Annotated in this window: 18 protein-coding genes and 3 pseudogenes; 13 read left to right on the top strand and 8 right to left on the bottom strand. The window is 61.7% G+C overall.

The features are described from left to right. Positions 1 to 289: pseudogene (locus tag MESS4_RS31060) on the bottom strand (hypothetical protein); the annotation flags it as partial. Positions 290 to 509: 220 nt separating this feature from the next. On the opposite strand from MESS4_RS31060, the gene MESS4_RS33215 reads away from it, so the two are divergent. Together MESS4_RS33215 and MESS4_RS33220 are read left to right on the top strand one after the other, a co-directional pair. Further along, positions 510 to 1235 (top strand): hypothetical protein, encoded by a 726-nt coding sequence (locus MESS4_RS33215; protein WP_006326319.1) that lies wholly within the window; start codon positions 510 to 512, stop codon positions 1233 to 1235. Continuing rightward, complete coding sequence (locus MESS4_RS33220; RefSeq protein ID WP_157385501.1) at positions 1232 to 2086, top strand: hypothetical protein; 855 nt, start codon at positions 1232 to 1234, stop codon at positions 2084 to 2086. Before MESS4_RS33215 ends, MESS4_RS33220 begins: the two co-directional genes overlap by 4 nt. A 354-nt stretch (positions 2087 to 2440) precedes the next feature. Here MESS4_RS33220 and lepA read toward each other — a convergent pair whose 3' ends face one another. Beyond that, on the bottom strand, positions 2441 to 4246 hold the full coding sequence (gene lepA / locus MESS4_RS02895; protein WP_036240535.1) for a translation elongation factor 4: 1806 nt from the start codon (positions 4244 to 4246) through the stop codon (positions 2441 to 2443). A gap of 398 nt (positions 4247 to 4644) precedes the next feature. Between lepA and MESS4_RS02900 the strand changes: the two genes are divergently transcribed. From MESS4_RS02900 to msrA, 3 genes are all read left to right on the top strand, one after another. Next, positions 4645 to 5694 (top strand): TadE/TadG family type IV pilus assembly protein, encoded by a 1050-nt coding sequence (locus MESS4_RS02900; protein WP_006326325.1) that lies wholly within the window; start codon positions 4645 to 4647, stop codon positions 5692 to 5694. A gap of 226 nt (positions 5695 to 5920) precedes the next feature. Further along, the gene (locus MESS4_RS02905) at positions 5921 to 6208 is read left to right on the top strand and encodes a hypothetical protein (protein WP_006326330.1); all 288 of its coding nucleotides are present in this window, start codon (positions 5921 to 5923) and stop codon (positions 6206 to 6208) included. A 136-nt stretch (positions 6209 to 6344) separates the two neighbouring features. Then, positions 6345 to 7067: a peptide-methionine (S)-S-oxide reductase MsrA gene (gene msrA / locus MESS4_RS02910; protein ID WP_006326331.1), complete on the top strand. Its 723-nt coding sequence runs from the start codon at positions 6345 to 6347 to the stop codon at positions 7065 to 7067. Between the two features lie 469 nt (positions 7068 to 7536). Here the strand turns inward: msrA and MESS4_RS02915 are convergent, their stop codons facing one another. The 4 genes from MESS4_RS02915 to MESS4_RS33225 all read right to left on the bottom strand — a co-directional run bounded on the left by MESS4_RS02915 (position 7537) and on the right by MESS4_RS33225 (position 10756). Next, the gene (locus MESS4_RS02915; protein ID WP_006326334.1) at positions 7537 to 7989 is read right to left on the bottom strand and encodes a hypothetical protein; all 453 of its coding nucleotides are present in this window, start codon (positions 7987 to 7989) and stop codon (positions 7537 to 7539) included. A 138-nt stretch (positions 7990 to 8127) separates the two neighbouring features. Continuing rightward, entirely contained in the window at positions 8128 to 9132 is a 1005-nt protein-coding gene (locus MESS4_RS02920; protein WP_006326335.1) for a cytochrome d ubiquinol oxidase subunit II, read from the bottom strand. A gap of 5 nt (positions 9133 to 9137) precedes the next feature. Then, complete coding sequence (locus MESS4_RS02925) at positions 9138 to 10499, bottom strand: cytochrome ubiquinol oxidase subunit I (RefSeq protein WP_006326336.1); 1362 nt, start codon at positions 10497 to 10499, stop codon at positions 9138 to 9140. 110 nt (positions 10500 to 10609) lie between these two features. Beyond that, positions 10610 to 10756 (bottom strand): hypothetical protein, encoded by a 147-nt coding sequence (locus tag MESS4_RS33225; protein WP_157385502.1) that lies wholly within the window; start codon positions 10754 to 10756, stop codon positions 10610 to 10612. On the opposite strand from MESS4_RS33225, the gene MESS4_RS02930 reads away from it, so the two are divergent. Together MESS4_RS02930 and MESS4_RS02935 are read left to right on the top strand one after the other, a co-directional pair. Continuing rightward, positions 10743 to 11669 carry an ABC transporter ATP-binding protein gene (locus tag MESS4_RS02930; protein ID WP_006326337.1) on the top strand — a complete coding sequence of 309 codons (927 nt, stop codon included), beginning with the start codon at positions 10743 to 10745 and terminating at the stop codon, positions 11667 to 11669. The two genes, MESS4_RS33225 and MESS4_RS02930, sit on opposite strands and share 14 nt — an antisense overlap. 14 nt (positions 11670 to 11683) lie before the next feature. After that, positions 11684 to 12445, top strand: a complete 762-nt coding sequence (locus MESS4_RS02935) for an ABC transporter permease (RefSeq protein ID WP_036240564.1) — start codon at positions 11684 to 11686, stop codon at positions 12443 to 12445. A gap of 270 nt (positions 12446 to 12715) precedes the next feature. Here the strand turns inward: MESS4_RS02935 and MESS4_RS02940 are convergent, their stop codons facing one another. Beyond that, positions 12716 to 13753 (bottom strand): phosphatidylglycerol lysyltransferase domain-containing protein, encoded by a 1038-nt coding sequence (locus tag MESS4_RS02940; protein WP_006326340.1) that lies wholly within the window; start codon positions 13751 to 13753, stop codon positions 12716 to 12718. A gap of 264 nt (positions 13754 to 14017) precedes the next feature. Here MESS4_RS02940 and MESS4_RS02945 point away from each other — a divergent pair, with 264 nt between their 5' ends. Together MESS4_RS02945 and MESS4_RS02950 are read left to right on the top strand one after the other, a co-directional pair. Continuing rightward, positions 14018 to 14503 carry a MarR family transcriptional regulator gene (locus MESS4_RS02945; RefSeq protein ID WP_006326341.1) on the top strand — a complete coding sequence of 162 codons (486 nt, stop codon included), beginning with the start codon at positions 14018 to 14020 and terminating at the stop codon, positions 14501 to 14503. Then, positions 14500 to 15181, top strand: a pseudogene (locus tag MESS4_RS02950) (GNAT family N-acetyltransferase). Before MESS4_RS02945 ends, MESS4_RS02950 begins: the two are co-directional and overlap by 4 nt. A gap of 389 nt (positions 15182 to 15570) precedes the next feature. On the opposite strand, the pseudogene MESS4_RS02955 reads toward MESS4_RS02950, so the two are convergent. Next, positions 15571 to 16137, bottom strand: a pseudogene (locus MESS4_RS02955) (alkaline phosphatase PhoX); the annotation flags it as partial. A 349-nt stretch (positions 16138 to 16486) separates the two neighbouring features. On the opposite strand from MESS4_RS02955, the gene MESS4_RS02960 reads away from it, so the two are divergent. From MESS4_RS02960 to MESS4_RS02975, 4 genes are all read left to right on the top strand, one after another. Then, positions 16487 to 16825: a hypothetical protein gene (locus MESS4_RS02960; protein ID WP_006326348.1), complete on the top strand. Its 339-nt coding sequence runs from the start codon at positions 16487 to 16489 to the stop codon at positions 16823 to 16825. Between the two features lie 19 nt (positions 16826 to 16844). Continuing rightward, a complete protein-coding gene (locus MESS4_RS02965; RefSeq protein ID WP_006326349.1) occupies positions 16845 to 17537 on the top strand; it encodes a phosphatase PAP2 family protein in 693 nt (230 codons plus the stop codon). A gap of 93 nt (positions 17538 to 17630) precedes the next feature. Next, positions 17631 to 17909: a helix-turn-helix transcriptional regulator gene (locus tag MESS4_RS02970; RefSeq protein ID WP_006326350.1), complete on the top strand. Its 279-nt coding sequence runs from the start codon at positions 17631 to 17633 to the stop codon at positions 17907 to 17909. 67 nt (positions 17910 to 17976) lie between these two features. After that, on the top strand, positions 17977 to 19689 hold the full coding sequence (locus MESS4_RS02975) for a SulP family inorganic anion transporter (protein ID WP_006326351.1): 1713 nt from the start codon (positions 17977 to 17979) through the stop codon (positions 19687 to 19689). Positions 19690 to 19745: the final 56 nt, after the last annotated feature.

Genomic DNA, 19745 nt, shown 5'->3' on the forward strand with positions numbered 1-19745 from the left:
AGCTGGAAATTTGATCGCAGTTTGCGGTTGATCGTCTGTCGCCGGCATAAGCCGCCGGCGCGAAGGATGCGGCAAGACAGAGCGCGACGGCGACGCGCCGCGCGGAAGCGTAGGACCTCATGAAGGGCGGAAGGAGTAGCGGCATCGCGCGTTGCGAGAAAGCGCCGACGAGGTCATTGCCCAGCCGTTGTGTTTGATTGTTAGCAGCTGCCGCCATGACGATTGCCACGCCGTCGATGGTCCAGAGCGTTTCGCGCGGCGCATCGCTCGCAACGAAAGTGCCCGCCATGCCAAGCGCGCCGCCGATGGCGAGGCCAATCGCGGCAACGGTATCCAAAGTGGAGCAAATGTGAATCTCCACAAGCCGGAGAGGATACGCGAAGATGGGGTACTTTGAAACGGCGGAACGAAGGACTTATCACCTTGCCTTGTCAAAAGATGATTTCCATGCTGATTCCTACAGACAACAGCCGCACCGAGAATAATGCTGCGAGCTGGGAGAGCTACTTATGAGTAACGATTCTGATCTTCAACAAATATTGGGCTTTATAAAAGCGTCAGTTGATGACTATTGGGCATCAGCAGGGATCCCTTTGCTTCTTAGCTCACTTGGATGGAGTATAAGGCAAAAAATCGATAATTCTGATGTAGTTTTCGAGAATGGCCTTAAGCGATTTTTACTTGATCACCCGGTCGTTCAAGTTGTAACCCATCCGACGGTTATACAAAAGGTCGGCGCAGTTCCTCTTGGCATAACGCTTCCAGAAGATATTTCTGAGCTGTTCAGAGACTCTGACCGCTCACCAGTTAATACCGTTGGAACAAAGCCGCGTATGTACTCACAGGATTTCTGGAACTCATTTGTGTATGGTTTTCCGAACAAACGATTTGTTATTCTCGACCCTCATTCCGATACGTGGCGCATCAGTGAGACTGATATTACGACTGAAGGTCAAAAGGCCTATGAAATCATTCACTCAGATATCGTAGCCCTGCCCCGGGAAACGCCTATGAGCGTCAAGGTTCCCGCAGTTCATGGTGCCATATCGAATTGGCTAGCGCGGAATGGGCTCAATAGAGAAACGTTTGAAAATCGGCTTGCTGGGCGGACGACTGCGAAAGGAGAACAACCGAGGCTAACTCTTGAGGCAGCGTTCTCAAAACTTGACCCGGTCGATCTATCCCGCATTTCGATACCGTTAGATCTAGTTCAGAAAATCCTTTCCAGAAGATGACAGCAATAAACCATTTTTTGGTCTTTATAGGTGCATCGCCGAGTCTCTCCACAGAGATTAATCGGATTCCGAAGCGCTTTTCCGGTACCCAGGTGACTGCGCCGGCAATGGGCAAGTCAGATCGCATGATCTCGGACCGTTCCGTTGCTCGGGCCACGTCTGACTTGGTTACATCCATGCGAGTGGCTAGTGGTTTCGATCAACCAGCCCGCTTGTCGGTATGGGCATATCAGCCTGAGAGCGTTGCCCAGGTGGAAACACTTTGGAAGGCTTTCGGAAGCTCGGCGTGGATTGAGTTTATACCAGGCAATTTGAGACATAAGGACGCTGCAAGTCGTGGCTATATTGAGAGTCGAGTAAAATCTCTATTCCAACTCATGAATGAAATATCAACAGAGGTTTTCTCCAACAGAAAAAGCTCACCACTTCCGATTCCTTTAAGGAATTTTCACTCTGACATTACCACTACTCTCCGTGGCCACTGGTATAGCAATGCCAGCATTGACGAATTGAAGGAACGAATCAAAAGTCTTTGTGGTAAATTTAGGCAGATTCACACTAACAATTTCACTCACATTGATAAACGAAAACTCGTTTTCGCGCCAGCAATTGATAGTCAATGCCACGGCAAACCTCACCCGACCGGAGACGACGAGCGGTGCTTCGTCGCTGGTAAATTTCGGTTTGGAACGGCATTGTTCGCTGGTTTCCACTATGACGTCAGCAGTGGAAATGGAAAATCTTTAGCGTCTGTATTCTATGATTGCTGCGGACGTGCGCGCGACTTGAAACCAGAGCGTCGAGACTATCTAAACGTCTTTCCAAACGATCATCTATTGCCCGCAAAATGAAACAGGGTGCTAATAGCACCCTGTTTGTTATTTGGGGCTAATGCCCATAAACTTCTTCTCAGCCGGTTGCCACGGAGTATTCTACTGAGTAGTTTCTCGCCGCGTGCAGCAATCTAGCCTTTCGACGTCTAGCTAGCGCGGCACTAACGTGGTCCCCTTCTGAGAGTAGGCTGAGAAGCGCAAATCAGAAGCTTTCCACCGGATAGGCGGCTCTATAAAAGCAACTTTTATAGGGACTGTCAACGATTGAGGGACCTAGAGGTTCCGTTCATCCTTAATGGCCGCATTAAATTCCCTGAGCATTTAGGGGGCCGAGGAACGTTATACAAGGCCCTCCTGCGATCCAAATCTCGCTCAATCCCCCATCTTCAAGGCCTGGATAAACGCCTCCTGCGGGATATCCACCTTGCCGAACTGGCGCATCCGCTTCTTGCCTTCTTTCTGCTTGTCGAGCAGCTTGCGCTTGCGCGAGACGTCGCCGCCGTAGCATTTGGCGGTGACGTCCTTGCGCAGCGCCGAGATGGTTTCGCGGGCGATGACCTTGCCGCCGATGGCGGCCTGGATAGGGATCTTGAACAAATGGTGCGGGATCAGCTCCTTCAGCTTCTCGCACATCTGGCGGCCGCGCTTTTCCGCCGCGGTGCGGTGGACCAGCATCGACAGCGCGTCGACCGGCTCCTCATTGACCAGGATCGACATCTTCACCAGGTCGCCTTCCTTATAGTCGGTCAGGTGATAGTCGAAGGAGGCGTAGCCCTTGGAGATCGACTTCAGCCGGTCATAAAAATCGAAGACGACCTCGTTGAGCGGCAGATCGTAGATCAGCATGGCGCGCTTGCCGACATAGGAAAGGTCGGCCTGGATGCCGCGCCGGTCCTGGCAGAGTTTCAGGATACCGCCGAGATAGTCGTCCGGCGTCAGGATGGTGGCGCGGATCCATGGCTCCTCGATGGCCGCAATCTTGACCACGTCGGGCATGTCGGCCGGGTTGTGCAATTCCTTGACCGAGCCGTCATTGAGCAGCAGCCGGTAGACGACTGATGGCGCCGTGGCGATGAGGTCGAGGTTGAACTCGCGCTCCAGCCGCTCCTGGATGATTTCGAGATGAAGCAAGCCAAGGAAGCCGCAGCGATAGCCGAAGCCGAGCGCGGCGCTGGTTTCCATTTCGTATGAGAAAGAAGCGTCGTTGAGGCGCAATTTGCCGACGGCGGCGCGCAGATCCTCGAAATCGGCGGCGTCGACCGGGAACAGGCCGCAGAACACCACCGGCTGCGCCGGCTTGAAGCCGGGCAGGGCGTGCGCGGTGGCGCGCTTGTCCTCGGTGATCGTGTCGCCGACGCGGGTGTCGGCCACTTCCTTGATCGAGCCGGTGAAGAAGCCGAACTCGCCGGGGCCGAGCTCGTCGACATTGATGCGGGCCGGCGTGAAGACGCCGGTGCGCTCGACCAGATGTTTTGCGCCGGTGCCCATCATGCGGATGGTCTGGCCCTTCTTCAGCACGCCGTCGATGATGCGGACCAGCACGATGACGCCGAGATAGGCGTCGTACCAGCTATCGACCAGCATCGCCTTCAGCGGCGCCGAAATGTCGCCCTCGCGCGGCGGCGGCAGGTCGTTGACGATGGCTTCGAGCACATCGGGAATGCCGAGGCCGGTCTTGGCCGAGATCAGCACGGCGTTGGAGGCGTCGATGCCGATCACCTCCTCGACCTGCTCGCGGATGCGCTCGGGCTCGGCGGCCGGCAGGTCGACCTTGTTCAGCACCACGACGATCTCGTGGTTGTTGTCGATGGCCTGGTAGACATTGGCCAGCGTCTGCGCCTCGACGCCCTGCGAGGCATCGACGACCAGCAGCGAACCCTCGCAGGCGGCCAGCGAACGCGACACTTCATAAGCGAAGTCGACATGGCCGGGCGTGTCGATCAGGTTGAGGATATAGTCCTCGCCATTGTTGGCGCGGTATTTCAGCCGCACCGTCTGCGCCTTGATGGTGATGCCGCGCTCGCGCTCGATGTCCATCGAGTCCAGCACCTGCTCCTTCATGTCGCGCAACTCCAGCCCGCCGGTCGACTGGATCAGCCGGTCGGCAAGCGTGGATTTGCCATGGTCGATATGGGCGACGATGGAGAAATTGCGGATGTGGTCGAGCGGCGTGGTCATGCCGCGCGCTTTAGCAGGGGCACGATGCAGGGGCAAGCGGCGGGCGGTGGGCTTGCGGGGCAAGCGTTCCAGCGTTGCTGGCTGGCGAAAGCCGCAGCGACATCCGATCTCCCCCCTTGCGGGGAGATGTCCGGCAGGACAGAGGGGGGTGTGAAGGATCACCGACTTGCGACTTGAGGCATCCCAACCTGAATCCGCCAGAGGCTGTGCCACGATTTTGGTTGATACGTTGGCGGGACAGCACCCCCCTCTGCCCTGCCGGGCATCTCCCCCGCAAGGGGGGAGATCGGCAGCTTCGCCGGCTGCGCAAAATCGTTAAACTTTGATCCACTGGATTAGAGCATAGTTTGCGGCCTGCGTGATAGCCCATGGCCCGTCACGCCCCGGGGGAACCAAGAATGCCATCATCCGCACACCATTTTCTCAAATCAGAGAACGGCTCCTTTACGCCGGTCCTTGTTTTCGCGCTCATTCCGGTCATCGCCACGATAGGCTTTTCGATCGACTATACGTCGGCGGTTTCGACCAGGTCGTCGATGCAGAACGCGCTCGACGCGGCGGCGCTGTCGATCACGACATTGAAGACGGATACGACATTGGCGGACCGTGAGAAAAAGCTGCAGGAATCCTACATCGCCAATAGCGGGCAAGGCACGGCGAAGCTCGACAGCTTCGTCGTCGACACCGACGGCACCGCCAACATCCAGGCTTCCGCGGGCTTCGCCATGCCGACCACTTTCATGCCGATCGCCCGTATCAACAATGTGCAGGTCGCCGTCGGGTCCAGGGTGGTCAAGAGACCGGCGCTGGTGCAGGCCACGTTCAAGGTCGAGAAGATCTCGGGCTACTGGGGCAAGACGATGACGCTCTACGGCACGAAATTCAACGAAACGGCGGCCAACAAGCTGATGAAGATCACCTATGCCTACAACAATTTCGGCGATCCGAAAGGTTATGGCACGGCCATCGTCTACACGGTCAACGGATCGACGGACACGAAGGTTCAGCAACAGGTGTGCACGACCACCCAGGTCAACAACTTCAACAATTTGCCCACCGGGGCGATCACCCAGACCAGCGGCAACAAGAAATACCTGACCACCTGCGTCAACACCATGTATCCCGCCAATGGCGCCGGCGCGGTGATCGACGTCAGCCTGATGGACAAGCTCTATCTGCAGATGGATGTTCCCTCGGGCAATCCAACCGTGCTCAAGTCCAACGACCCGCTGACGTCGGACCGATTGTACATCGACAGCGTCGAAGTCGGGAAAGGCCAAACGGTGGACATCTTCACCGCCGTGCCGTGCGGTCAACCCAGCACGCAGGCCTGGGAAGACGGCGGCAATGCGGTACCGGCTCCAGTGTCCAACGCCGACTTCTTCTACACCGTGACCGGTAAGTGCGCCTTCAATCAACGGGCCTCGGAAACGGTGCTCACGCAATAGGCCGACCGCAGCGCGGCAGTCCTGCCAGCGCAGATCACGCAAGAGCGCCCCGATCACACGCCGCCCGTTTGCCGGGCGGCGTTGTCGTTTGTGCAGCGCGCCGCACACCAACAAGATGGGCGCGCGTGATCACGAAGCGGTGATGGCTGTAACGAAGTTTCAGGCGGCGGCGAAGACCTGGTGTAATCGCCATTTCCAGCGCACCGCCAACCCTGAGGAGACCACCATGACCAATCGCCTGACCCTGCCGGCACTCGCCTTCGCGCTTTGCTCGACCGCGCTGTTCACCGGAGCCGCCGCACGCGCCGAGGATGCGATGAAACCGGCTGACCCGATGGCGACGGATGCCATGAAGCCGGCCACGGACGCGATGAAACCCGCCAATGCAATGGCGCCGGATGCGACGGGCACAAATGCGATGAAGCCGGCGACGGCCACGGATGCCATGAAACCGGCCGACGCCACGGCAACGGACGCGATGATGCCCGCCGGCGCAATGGCTCCGGCCAAGTAGGCGCACGCCGTTGCCTGTCCGGGCCGGGGTTGCTCGTCCGGGCAGGCTGGCGCGCACGGCCCCACACGCACAGCAATGTGATACCGCGGCGCATCGCGCTATCATATAGTCAAACACCATCATGGGAGATCATGACATGTCCGCAAAACCAGCCGTGAACGGATACTTCGCAAAGAGCGCGCTGGCGGCGCTGGTCCTGGCGGCGGCCGCCTTCTGGCAGACGCCGGCGATCTCGGCCGAGGAAGCGGTGGCGATCCCGCCACCGGCGCTGGACGAGAAACCAGCCGCCGGCACGGAAAAGGCGGTCTTGGCCGGGGGCTGCTTCTGGGGCGTGCAGGGCGTGTTCCAGCACGTCAAGGGCGTGACAAACGCCGTCTCCGGCTATGCCGGCGGCGATAAGGACACCGCCGTCTACGAGACGGTCGGCGGCGGCCGCACCGGGCACGCCGAAGCCGTCGAGATCACCTATAAGCCGTCGGAGGTGACCTATGGCCAGTTGCTGCAGGTGTATTTCTCGGTCGCGCACAACCCGACGCAATTAAACTTCCAGGGACCGGACAGCGGCACCCAATACCGCTCGACGGTCTTTGCCGAAAACGACGCGCAGAAGAAAATCGCCGAGAGCTACATCGCCCAGCTCGACAAGGCCAAGCTGTTTCCAAAGCCGATCGTGACCACGCTGGAGACCGGCAAGACCTTCTATCGGGCCGAGGACTACCACCAGGACTTTTTGACGCTGAACCCGACCTATCCCTACATCGTCTACAACGACCTGCCCAAGATCGAGAATCTGAAGTCGCTGTTCCCGCAGCTCTACAGCGACAAGCCGGTGCTGGTGCTGGCGGCCAGCAAGAGCTGAGGTTTTTGCGAAACGTCGGCGGGACAGCACCCCCCTCCGTCCTGCCGGACATCTCCCCGCAAGGGGCAGGGCAATCGCATATGGATTTCTTGCGAAGATGGACCCCCACCCTAACCCTCCCCACAAGGGGGAGGGAACGCTGCCGCGTGCCTTTGCTTCCTACTTTGGCACCGAAAGGCAGGCAATTTGCGGCGTCAGCGCCGACGGAAGTCTCCCTCCCCCTTGTGGGGAGGGGTTAGGGGTGGGGGTCCATCGTAGAGCGAAAGCCTCGGCTTTCCATCTGCGATAGCCCTGTCCGCAAGGGGGGAGATCGGCCTTCACCTCGACTTTCGCCAATCTCCAGCGTTTCAGGATGAGCGGAGCGTTGAAGCTGCTAATCTCCCCCCTTGCGGGGGAGATGGCCGGCAGGCCAGAGGGGGTGCTGTCCCGCCGGCGTCTCGAAGGCTCCCGCCTTTCTAAACGGAACGACCTACGCCCCTTTTTTCCACGGCAGGCTCCAGCGCACCTTTTCCAGCGTTGCCCTGGCCTCGGCCGATGTCGGGTCGGGCTCCGTCTCCCGATACTGGGCCGAGCCCCGAGGCGGGTAGGCGTGGGTGTTGTTGAGGGCGAGCTTGTCGATCTGGCTGAAATCGGGGAAGGGCAGGTTTTCCTCGTCACGCCAGGCATTGACCCTGTTCTCGGCGGCAACGCGTTTTTCATCATCGATGGGAAGGTCGGCGGCGCTGTATTCCAGTTGCGCCGGGAAGGCGAATTGCGCGCCTGCCTCATCCATGATGTTGATCATGGCCAAGAGGATGTCCTGGGCGTTCGCCGGCTGCGGGAACGGCAGCAGGCCGAAGAAGGCAAGCGCCGCGATCAGGGCGACTATACGCATCAGCACCGGGGCCAGCCGATCTCGTCTCGCCGATGCAACGGAGGTCATTGCATTGCCCTTCTTCTCGCCCGCCGCGATCGCTGGCCGGTAACTGTCGAAGAAGGGTTATTCCTCCGGAAGATGAATATTCTATTTCCGCAACGTCATGATCTCGTCGGAGCTCCGCCGGATCGCGGCGCTTGCCGCTCAGTCGTAGGTCAGGTCCGTCGCCTTGCCGCCGAAGACGCGGTAGGCATAGAAGGAATAGAAGATGATGATCGGCAGCACGACGACGGTGCCGGCAAGGATGATGGCGAGGCTTTCAGGGGCCGAGGCGGCCTGCCAGATGGTCAGACGATCGGGCACGACGAAGGGGTAGAACGACCAGGCGAGCCCGGCGAAACCGAGCGCGAAGATCGCCGCCAGGGTCAGGAACGGCGTCAGCGCGCCGCGATCGTCCGGTTTCGGCAGATGGAAGGTCTGCCGCCACAGCCAGGCAAACAGCACCGCCGACAGGATCGGCAGCGGCGACAGATAAAGCATCTCAGGCCAGACGAACCATTTGTCGAAGATGCGCGGGCTGGCGAAGGGGGTGGCCAGCGACACGGCGGCCATGCCAAGTGCTGCCAGCACCAGCGCCGTGCGCAGCCATCGCACCGCCTTCTTCTGCAGTTCGCCTTCGGTCTTGTAGATCAGCCAGGCCGCGCCCATCGCCGCATAGGCGGCGGCGAGGCAAAGCGCCACCAGCGCGCCGAAGGCTATGCCGCCAAAGCCGACATCGAGGCCGAGCACGTAGACGCCGAGCATATAGCCTTGCGCCAGCGAGGCGATGACCGAGCCGATGAGGAAGATGCGGTTCCAGCGATGCTTCTTGCCGGCCGGCACCTTGGCGCGGAAATCGAAGGCGACGCCGCGCAGGATAAGGCCCAGCAGCAGCAGGAACACCGGAATGTAAAGCGCGGTGAGAATGGTGCCGTGCGCCAGCGGGAAGGCGACCAGCAAAAGGCCGACGGCCAGCACCAGCCAGGTCTCGTTGGCGTCCCAGAACGGGCCGATGGCGGCGATCATCGTGTCCTGCTCGGCATCCTCGGCCACAGAGAACAGGATGCCGATGCCGAGGTCGAAGCCGTCGAGAATGACGTAGATCAGGATGGCGAGGCCCATCAGGCCGGCGAAGATGAGGGGCAGCAAGGTCGGCCAATCGTAGGTCATCGCCTCTACTCCCCTGCAGCCGGTTGCGAAAGTGCTGCGTTCATGACGCCGGGCAGCGGCGAGGCGTCGCCGTCCTTCGCCGCCTTCAGCGCCAGATGCACCAGCACGCCGAGATAGGCGATCAGAAGCAGCACATAGAGGACGAGATAGATGGCAAGCGTCAGCGCGACATGGCTGCCGGCGACCGGGCCGACGGCGTCGGCGGTCTTCAGCACGCCGGTGACCAGCCAGGGCTGGCGGCCGATCTCGGTGGTGTACCAGCCGGCCAGCGTCGCCAGCCAGCCGGACAGCGCCATCGGCACCATCAGCAGCGCCAGCGGCTTCGGCAGGCTGTGGTGGCGCTTGAGGAAGAAGGCCGCCGACCAGGAGACGATCAGCATCAGAATGCCGGTGCCGACCATGATGCGGAAGCTCCAGAACACCGGGAAGACCGGTGGATGGTTGCCGGGATAGTCGTTGAGGCCCGGCACAACGCCGCTGCTGCTGTGGCGCAGGATCAGGCTGGCGCCGTCGGGGATGGCGAGTTCGAACTTGTTCTCCTTCGCGGCTTCATCGGGAAGCGCGAACAGCACCAGCGGCACGTTGGGTCCGGTGTTCCAGTTGGCCTCCATGGCGGCGATCTTCTGCGGCTGATGCTCCAGCGTGTTCAAGCCATGCTGGTCGCCGGCGAAGATCTGGATAGGGATCAGGATCGCCGCGGTGAAGACGCCGGTGCGCAATGCCTTCCACATCGATTCCGAACGGTCGCCATAGAGATAGCGCAGCGCCGACAGGCCGGCGATCAGGAAGGAGACCGTCAGGCCGGAGGCGAGCAGCATGTGGACGAGCCGGTAGGGCATCGACGGGTTGAAGACGATCGCCCACCAGTCGACGGCGTGCGCGACGCCGTCGCGCATCTCGAAACCGGCCGGCGTCTGCATCCAGGAATTGAGCACGATGATCCAGAAGGCGGAGACGGTGGTGCCGCCGGCCACCAGCACGGTCGCCAGCGTGTGGATGCGGTTGGAGACGCGGCGGAAGCCGAACAGCATGATGCCGAGGAAGGCCGCCTCGAGGAAGAAGGCGGTGAGGATTTCGTAGGCGAGCAGCGGCCCGGCGATGTTGCCGACCTTTTCCATGTAGCCCGGCCAGTTGGTGCCGAACTGGAAGCTCATGGTGACGCCGGAAACCACGCCCATGGCGAAGGACAGAGCGAACACCTTCACCCAGGTGAAATAGGCGCGCATCCAGGCGGAATCGCCCGTCGCGTTGTAACGCAGCTTGAAGAACAGCAGCACCCAGCCAAGCGCGATCGTGATTGAAGGAAACAGGATGTGGAACGAAATATTCGCGCCGAACTGAATGCGCGACAGGATGAGCGGGTCCATGGCGGGCTCCGGCTGCTGCTTATGCTGGGGAAGATAGGCCGGATACGCCGAACGGTCAAAGCGGCGTGGCGTCACGCGGGGCGGAACGTCGCAGCACTTTGCGCAAAGCGTCAGCGCATCGATCGAGGTGATCCGGAGCGAATGTCCAGAATTGTCAGGAGCGGCATTGACTTCCGGTTGCGCGCACCGACATTCAGCGGACTAAAATCAACCATCCTTGTTTCAAGCAGCCGTTTTTCAGCCATGCCTTCCATCATTTCCATTTCCGGAGTCACCAAGACCTACGCCACCGGCTTCAAGGCGCTGAAGGAGATCAACCTCGACATCGAGCGTGGTGAGATCTTTGCGCTGCTTGGACCGAACGGCGCCGGCAAGACGACGCTGATCTCGATCGTCTGCGGCATCGTCAACCGCTCGTCGGGCACGGTCACGGTGGACGGAAACGACATCGGTCGGGATTATCGCGCCGCGCGCTCCCTGATCGGGCTGGTGCCGCAGGAACTGACCATCGACGCGTTCGAGAGCGTGTGGGCGACGGTCAATTACAGCCGCGGCCTGTTCGGCAAGCCGGCGAACCCAGCTTTCGTCGAGAAGGTGCTGCGCGATCTCTCGCTGTGGGACAAGAAGGACGCCAAGGCGATCACGCTGTCGGGCGGCATGAAGCGGCGGCTGATGATCGCCAAGGCGCTGTCGCATGAACCCAGGATCCTGTTCCTCGACGAACCGACCGCCGGCGTCGACGTCGAATTGCGCCAGGACATGTGGGCGATGGTGCGCCGGCTGCGCGAGGACGGGGTGACCATCATCCTGACCACGCATTACATCGAAGAAGCCGAGGCGATGGCCGACCGCGTCGGCGTCATCAATCGCGGCGAGATCGTGCTGGTCGACGGCAAGGCCGAACTGATGCGCAAGCTCGGCCGCAAGCGGCTTGTGCTGGAATTGCGCGCCCCGCTGGCCAGCATCCCCGAGACGTTTTCGCGCTATGCGCTGGAGCTTTCGCCGGACGGCGGACAACTGACCTATACCTATGACAACCAGAGCGAACGCCCGGGTGTGGCCTCGCTGATCCGCGACCTCGAAGCGGCCGGCATCCAGTTCCGCGACATCGACACGCAAAACAGCTCGCTCGAGGAGATCTTCGTCAATCTTTTGAGGCAGGAAGCATGAACCTGCGCGCGGCCATGAATCTTCGTGCAGTATGGGTGATCTACCGGATGGAAATGGCGCGCGCCTTCCGCACGGTGCTGCAGAGCATCATCTCGCCGGTCATCTCGACATCGCTCTATTTCGTCGTCTTCGGCTCGGCCATCGGCTCGCGCATCACCGAGATCGACGGCATCAGCTATGGCGCCTTCATCGTGCCGGGGCTGATCATGCTGTCGCTGTTGACGCAGTCGATCTCCAATGCCTCGTTCGCCATCTATTTCCCGAAATTCGTCGGCTCGATCTACGAATTGCTGTCGGCGCCGGTGTCCTATCTGGAGATCGTCATCGCCTATGTCGGGGGCGCGGCGACCAAGTCGATCATACTCGGCCTGATCATCCTGGCGACCGCGTCGCTGTTCGTGCCGCTCCATATCGAGCATCCGGTCTGGATGCTTGCCTTCCTGGTGCTGACGGCGGTGACCTTCAGCCTGTTCGGCTTCATCATCGGCATCTGGGCCAAGAGCTTCGAGCAGCTGCAACTGGTGCCGCTGTTGATCATCACGCCGCTGACCTTCCTTGGCGGCAGCTTCTATTCGATCAACATGCTGCCCGACATCTGGCGCACGGTGACGCTGTTCAACCCGGTGGTCTATCTTATTAGCGGGTTCCGCTGGAGTTTTTACGGCAAGTCCGACGTCTCGGTCGGCATCAGCCTCGGCATGACGGTGGTGTTCCTGCTCATCTGCATAGCGATCGTCGCCTGGATCTTCAGGACCGGCTACCGGCTGCGCAACTGACGGATTGGCTGAGGGCAATCGCTGCCTTCGCAGAACCTGGGTTCCTCGCCCCACGAAGTGGGGGAGGTGGCCCGGCGAAGCCGGGACGGAGAGGGGTCCTCGCGACCGGGAAATCGCTGTTAAAAGGGTTTCTGACGGGCTTCGTATCATAGCCGGCCTCGCGCTCTGTCCCCACCGGTTCTGGCTTCGCGAATGTCGTCCCCCTCTCCGTCCCGGCTTCGCCGGGCCACCTCTCCCCCGCTCCACGGGGGCGAGGAACCCAAGTCCTGCTCAAATGGCCTTGATCAACCGCAGCAGGCCCAGCATCTCAACATAAGCCCCCTTGCGGAAGGCGATGTAGGTCGGCTCCTCGATGCCGTGGAAGCGGCGTTTGAAGGCAGCCTGGCCTTGCAGGTTGAACTTGCTGCGGTTGACCCATGGCGAATCATAGGCGCGCTGAAAGGTGTTGCGCCAAAACTGGCTTTCGGCAAAGCCGCTCGGTCCGATGTCGACAAGCGGCGACAGGCCAAGCGTGACGACGGAGATGCCCTGCTCGCGGAAGCGATCGACGGCGAATTTGGTCAGGCCGATCTCGGCATGCGGCGTGGCGTCGACATGCTTGCGCTTGAACGAGGTGGTGTAGCCGATCACCTTGCCGCCGCTGAACAGCGGATCGAAGTCGAGCAAGGCGACGAGTTCGCCGTCAGGGCCATGGAGAACGAAGCGGCGCATGTCGACGCCGAGCTGATCGTTGAAGGGGCGGTTGAGGAAGCCCATCTCCCATCGCTTGACGATGCGGTCCCCCCGCCAGTTCTGCGACAGCCGCTGGATTTCGTCGAGAAAGACGGTGCGCCTGTCCTCGCTGAGGGAAAACCCCTTCTTCAACAGCCAGCGCTCGGAATAGCGCACGGTTTCGTTGCGCTTTCCGGAAAAATCATGGGCCGGCAGGATCAGCCGCGTATCGATGCCGAGACGATTGACCTGGTAGCCGAGCCCGGCCAGCACGCGCGCCGTCTCTTCGCCGATCTGCACGAACCAGGGACTGCCGGCGGCCTCGACGAACCGCCTGATATAGTCGGGCCGATCGGGTGGATGAACCACCGGGTCGCCGAGCGCGAAATGGTGCTTCATTTTGGTGCCGAAGGCGATGTAGCCGTCGGCATCGCCGAAATAAGAAAGCTTTTGCTGGACGGCGGTCGAGTAGGCGAGCGAAAAATCGCCATGCCGACGCACCAGCGCCAGGCGCTCGACATGCGTCAGCTCCCGCCGCTCGACCTTGGGTGCCGCGCCTTCCAGCAGCCGATCGAAATGAATGCGCAAGGAGGGCATGGTCGAGGTTCCGCGTGCCGCTTGGGTAATGGAGGCCAGCCCACGGCCTCGAATCAGTCGCCTTGGCGCGATTGATTACCGATCATATCGCGCAAGCGCCATATAGGATGCAATTGGCGCCGACTGAAGGGGAGACCTCCGCCAAATGGCGGTGGCTCCACCCCGGAGTCGTCCGCCATATCGAGTTGCGCCTGGCGGCAGCACTCTTTGATTTTCCATATATTGTTATATATCATGTTATGATTCAACAAGGACGCGTTGTTCATGGAAGACGTCATACGGTCTCTTGGCTTCCTGTGCCTGGGCAGCAGGTTGAAACGCATAGGCGAGCAATTGCAGGCGGACACGCAGCGAGTTCTCGATCGCCTGGATGTCCCGGTTCAGTCGAGCCAGTACCCGCTCCTGGCCGCGCTCGACAGGCTGGGGCCCCTGCCCGTTGGGGAACTGGCAAAGGCTCTCGGGATTGCCCAGCCGGGCATCACGCGAAGCGTGGCGCTTCTGGCCGAACTGGGATTGGTCGAAGTCAGCCCGTCGAGCAATGACCAGCGGCGCAGGATTGTCTCGCTCACCCGGAACGGTCGACGGCTGGTCGATGTTGCCAAGCGCGATGTCTGGCCGCGCATCGAGAAAGCCGTCACGGATTTGTGCGCGGAGCTTCCGGGACCGCTTCTTGACCAGTTGGCCGCCATCGAGGAGGGCCTGGCCGAGGTCCCCCTCGACCGTCGCGCGGAAAGGGCGGCCGTGCCATGAACCATGTCCTCGACCGTCCCATCTGGAGCGCGCTTGCGACGCGACATCAGGCCTTCGCGCAAGGTAACAGCTTCGCCAAGCGATATCGGCCGTCGATCGTTCCTTTTGCCGCCACCGCCGCGGATGACCCGGAAAGCCTGCGGGCGCTGAGCAGGCTTATACCCCCGCTCGAAAGCACCATCGTGGTCCAGGCTGACGCAATCACCCTGCCTGCGGAGCTTTCCGCCACTTCGACCGCGTCCTTGGTGCAGATGATTGCCGAACGGCCGGTGCGGACCGTGGCCGACGAGCGTGTGCAACGACTGACGCAACACGATGCGGCCGAGATGCTCGCCCTGGCAACAATCACCAAGCCCGGCCCCATTCACGCTGGAGGCGCTGAGCCTCGGCGATTTCTGGGGCGTGAAAATCAAGGGCCGACTTGCCGCGATGGCTGGCGAACGCATGAAGCAGCCTGGCCATACCGAGCTCAGCGGCGTGTGCTCGCATCCGGATTTTCGCGGTGGCGGCCTGGGAAGGCTGTTGTCCCTGTTCGTGGCGAATCGGATCATGGCGCGCGGCGAAGTTCCCTATCTCCACGCCTACGCCACCAACGTCGCGGCCATAACACTGTACGAGTCCATCGGCTTCCGGTTGAGAAGCAGGATGAATATGGCCGTGGTTCAGCGCACCGACTGAATGGTCAGGCGCAGGTGCATCCTGTGCATGCGGAATCCAGAGTATTCGCGATTCCTTCTGCACTGCGTTTTGACAGACGATGCGCTTGCGTCGACGGATCGCACGCCTTGGCGATTAGCGGAAATACCCATCGCTTCGTCATCCTGGGGCGTAGCAAGGAGCGAAGCGACGCGGCGCAGACCTCAGTATCCATACCGTGACGTCAGAGTGCTGGTGCGGTGCAGAATTCTGCTCTGCTGCATTTTTCGGCCAAGGTCACGGCATGGATCCCAGGGTCTCCGCGACGGAGCTTCGCTCCTGCTTCGCCCTGGGATGACGACGTTGGAGAGGCTTCGGCCAATCCCCAACGTCTGCAATAGTTCCCTCGGTCGGCAAAGTCTCGCCGCGTGTCAGACCGCGATCTTGCCGCCACCCTGCTTGGTGATGGCGACGACCGCCGGCCGGACCGGCATGTCGGGCTTGAAGTCGGGCCAGCGGGTCGAGAGATCCTCATAATAGGAGGGGCGGCCGAAAGGCTCCCAGTCATCGCCGCCATCGCCCGGATGCTGGACTGCGACAAAGGCGGTCTGGTCGTCCGGCGCGAACAGCGGGCCGCACATCTCGGCGCCGACCGGCACACGGAAGAACAGTTTCGAGGTCGCCCGCGCCGTCCCTTCCGTATCGACGGCCCACAGGCCGTCGGTGCGGCCGGTGGCCTTCGGACACTGGCCGTCGGTTGCGACCCAGAGGCGGCCGGCCGAATCGACCGCGCAATTGTCCGGCATGCCGAACCAGCCATTGGCTGATGTCGCCGTCGAGAAGGTGGCGCCGACTTCGGCCACCGAGGGATCGCCGCATTTCAGCAGCACCTCCCTCTTGCCCTTGGTGGCGGTGAAATCGCCGCCGTCCTCTGATATCTCGATGATATGGCCGAAGGCGTTTTCGGCGCGCGGGTTGGCGCCGTCGACCTGCTCGGCCCAGAAAACCGCAGCGCGAGAAACGTGGCGATGATCTCGCCCATGGTGCGATTGGTGGCCGGGCCGTCGTTTTCCTCGAGCAGGCTGGTGCGGAATCGAGTGTCGGGGGAGCGATGTTCGGTCGTGGGCTGCCTCTGGCTTCTTGGAGTGGCTGGAGCGGGTTGCCTGTTCAATCCCTTATATAGTCGGCCGATCACGCTTTCGTGACATGGCGAGCCGATTTCAACCGCCAGCAGTAGTCGGCGGCGGCGGTCATGCCTTGGTTGCGCCTTGCTCCGATGCACGTTGCTTGACGTTCCGCCACGCTTCGGAAACAAGGGCTGCCACAAACGTCATCGAGGGACAGGAAGTGGGTTTCTGGGCACTGCTACAGCTCGGCTTTTCGACGGTGATCTTCCTGCTGGCGGCGGCTGCGGCCAAACAATGGGGGCTGGCGCCAAGCCTCGGCAAGATCGTGCTGACGCTCGTGCTCTATTCGCTTGGCAATCTGATCATGCTGAGGCTGATCCGCGAATTCGGCATGTCGGTATCGCTCAGCCTCTCGGCGGTCATCCAGCTGGTGTCGGTGAACGTGCTGGCGCTGGCCTTCTTCGGCGAGCAGCTGAACGCCTTGCAGGCGACCGGTATCGTGCTCGCTATCGCGGCCGTGGCGCTGATCACGCTCGGGCCCTATCTGCAAAGGCTATAGATTGCGGACGACAGGCGCGATGAAGCACCCGCTGCTCAACTGGATCGAATTTCCGGTGCTGCTGGCCGGCGTGATCATCGCCGGCGGGCTGTGGGGGTTCGAGGAGTTGATGGAAATGGCGCGCGCCACCACGCCGCACGCCTTCGACACCGAAATCCTGCTCGCCTTCCGCGAGGCGGGCCAACCCGACAGCCCGATCGGCCCGCCATGGCTGGAGGGGGCGATGCGCGACATCACCAGCCTCGGCAGTTCCAGCGTGCTGGTGCTGATCACGGCGGCGGTGATTGTCTATCTGCTCTTGCTTCGCCGGTGGGGAACAGCGCTTCTCATGTTCTTGGCAGTGGCTGGCGGGCAAGCACTGTCGACCCTTTTGAAGGTCGGCATCGACCGGCCGCGCCCGGATCTCGTCTCGCATCTCGTCAACGAGACCTCGCTTTCATTCCCGAGCGGCCATGCCATGCTGTCTGCGGTGACCTACCTGACGCTCGGCTCGCTGGCGGCGCGCTTCCTGCCGGACCGCACGACGAAGATCTTTGTGCTGGTGCTGGCGGTGCTGACGACCGTGCTGGTCGGCACCAGCCGCGTCTATCTCGGCGTTCACTGGCCGTCGGACGTGCTGGCCGGCTGGTGCGCCGGCTTCGCCTGGGCGACGCTGTGCTGGCTGGCGGCGCGCTTGCTGCAGCGGCGCAAGGTGGTAACCGACGATGAGTGACTTACATGTTTGAGATATGCATAGTGATGCTTGAAACATTATGATGATGGTATTATACACTCATATTGCAGACTCAGACGGGAGTTCTGGCCGATGATTACCGCCGCGCAGATGCGCGCCGCGAGGGCGCTGGCCGGCATCGATCAGAAGACCCTCGCCGAGCGCGCAGGCGTTTCGCTTCCAACCATCCAGCGCATGGAAGCGAGCGACGGCGTCGTCAGGGGCGTGGTCGACACATTGATGAAGGTCATCCAGGCCCTCGACGAGGCCGGGGTGGAACTGATCGGCGAGAACCAGACCAGCGAGCGCGGCGGCAGAGGCGTGCGCCTCAAGCCAGCCATGCCGCCCAATCCGAAAGCTGAGCCGGCATAAAGTCGCGACGGCGACCGCCGACAGTCCTGCCGACGATCCCGCTGCTTTTCAGGAGCGGAAGGCCGCTATGGACCAGATCCGGCAGGCAAATCATCAACCGGCCCAAAGACCGGCAAAGCCGACATTTTCAGAACTGTTCACGCCGAAGCTGGTGACGGTGCTGCGCGAGGGTTACACATCAGAGCACTTCAAGGCCGACTTCATGGCCGGTCTGACCGTCGCCATCGTGGCGCTGCCGTTGTCGATGGCGATCGCGATTGCTTCGGGCGTGACGCCGGAGCGCGGCCTGTTCACGGCCATCGTCGGCGGCTTCATCGTCTCGGCGCTCGGCGGCAGCCGCTTCCAGATCGGCGGGCCGGCCGGCGCCTTCATCGTGCTGGTGGCGGCGACGGTGGCGCGGGCCGGCATGGACGGGCTGCTGCTGGCGACGATGATGGCCGGCATCTTCCTGCTCGCCATCGGCTATCTCAGGCTCGGCACCTATATCAAATTCATCCCCTACCCGGTGACGGTCGGCTTCACCGCCGGCATCGCCATCATCATCTTTTCGGGCCAGATCGTCGAACTGTTCGGACTGAAGCTGGCGGGCCCGGAGCCCGGGCCGCTGCTGCCGAAGCTGGTGGCGATCGGTGAGGCGGCCGGCACGCTCAACCCGGCGGCAACCTTCGTCGCGGCATTGACCATCGCTGCGATCGCCCTGACAAAACGGTGGCGGCCGAAATGGCCCGCCATGCTGATCGCCATCGGGCTGGCATCGCTGGTCGTGGCGCTGTTTTCCCTGCCGGCCGAGACGATCGGCACGCGCTATGGCGGCATTCCACGCAGCCTGCAAATGCCGGCCTTTCCGGCGCTCAGCCTCGACAAGGCGATCGACGTCCTGCCGGACGCCATTGCCTTCGCGCTGCTCGGCGCGATCGAATCGCTGCTGTCGGCCGTGGTCGCCGACGGCATGACGGGCCGGCGGCACCGCTCCAATTGCGAACTGGTGGCGCAAGGCTTCGCCAACATCGCATCGGCCCTGTTCGGCGGCATCTGCGCCACCGGCACCATCGCCCGCACGGCCACCAATGTGCGGGCCGGCGCGCATGGGCCGGTCTCAGGCATGATCCACTCGGTCATCCTGCTTGTCCTGATGCTGGTGGCGGCGCCGCTCGCCAGCTACATCCCGCTTGCCGCCCTTGCCGGCGTACTGGCGGTGGTGTGCTGGAACATGGTCGAAAAGCAAGCTTTCGCCACGCTGCTCAGAGCTTCGCGTGGCGACGCGCTGGTGCTGATGGCGACCTTCCTGATCGTCATCTTCCGCGATCTCACCGAAGGCATCATCGTCGGCTTTGCGCTGGGCTCGATCCTGTTCATCGACCGCATGGCCAAGTCGATCGCGGTCGAGGCCGATCAATCACTGGTGCAGGAGGATGTCGCCGACCGCGCCAGCGCCTATGATTCCAGCGAGGCTAGCGATGCCGACACCGTCGTCTACCGGATTTCGGGCGCCTTCTTCTTCGGCGCCGCCTCGACCGTCGGCACCGTGCTCGACCGCATCGCCGACCAGCGCAAGAACTTCATCCTCGACTGCTCGGCGGTGCCGTTCTTCGATTCGACGGCGGCCAATGTCGTCGAAGGCGCCGCCCACAAGGCGAGGCGCGCCGGCGTGCGCTTCATCATATCAGGCGCTTCGCCGCAAACGCGGCGCATGCTGATCAACCACGGCGTCAAGCGCCCGCTGGTGACCTATGCCGCCTCGATCCGCGATGCGCGGGCGCAGTTGCGGAGGATTATGTAACAGTTTCACCCGGCCCCAGACCCAGCCAGTTGCAGACCGATGGTTTAAGTCGGAGA

It is taken from the genome of Mesorhizobium sp. STM 4661 (assembly GCF_000359125.1).
Taxonomy (GTDB): Bacteria; Pseudomonadota; Alphaproteobacteria; order Rhizobiales; family Rhizobiaceae; genus Mesorhizobium.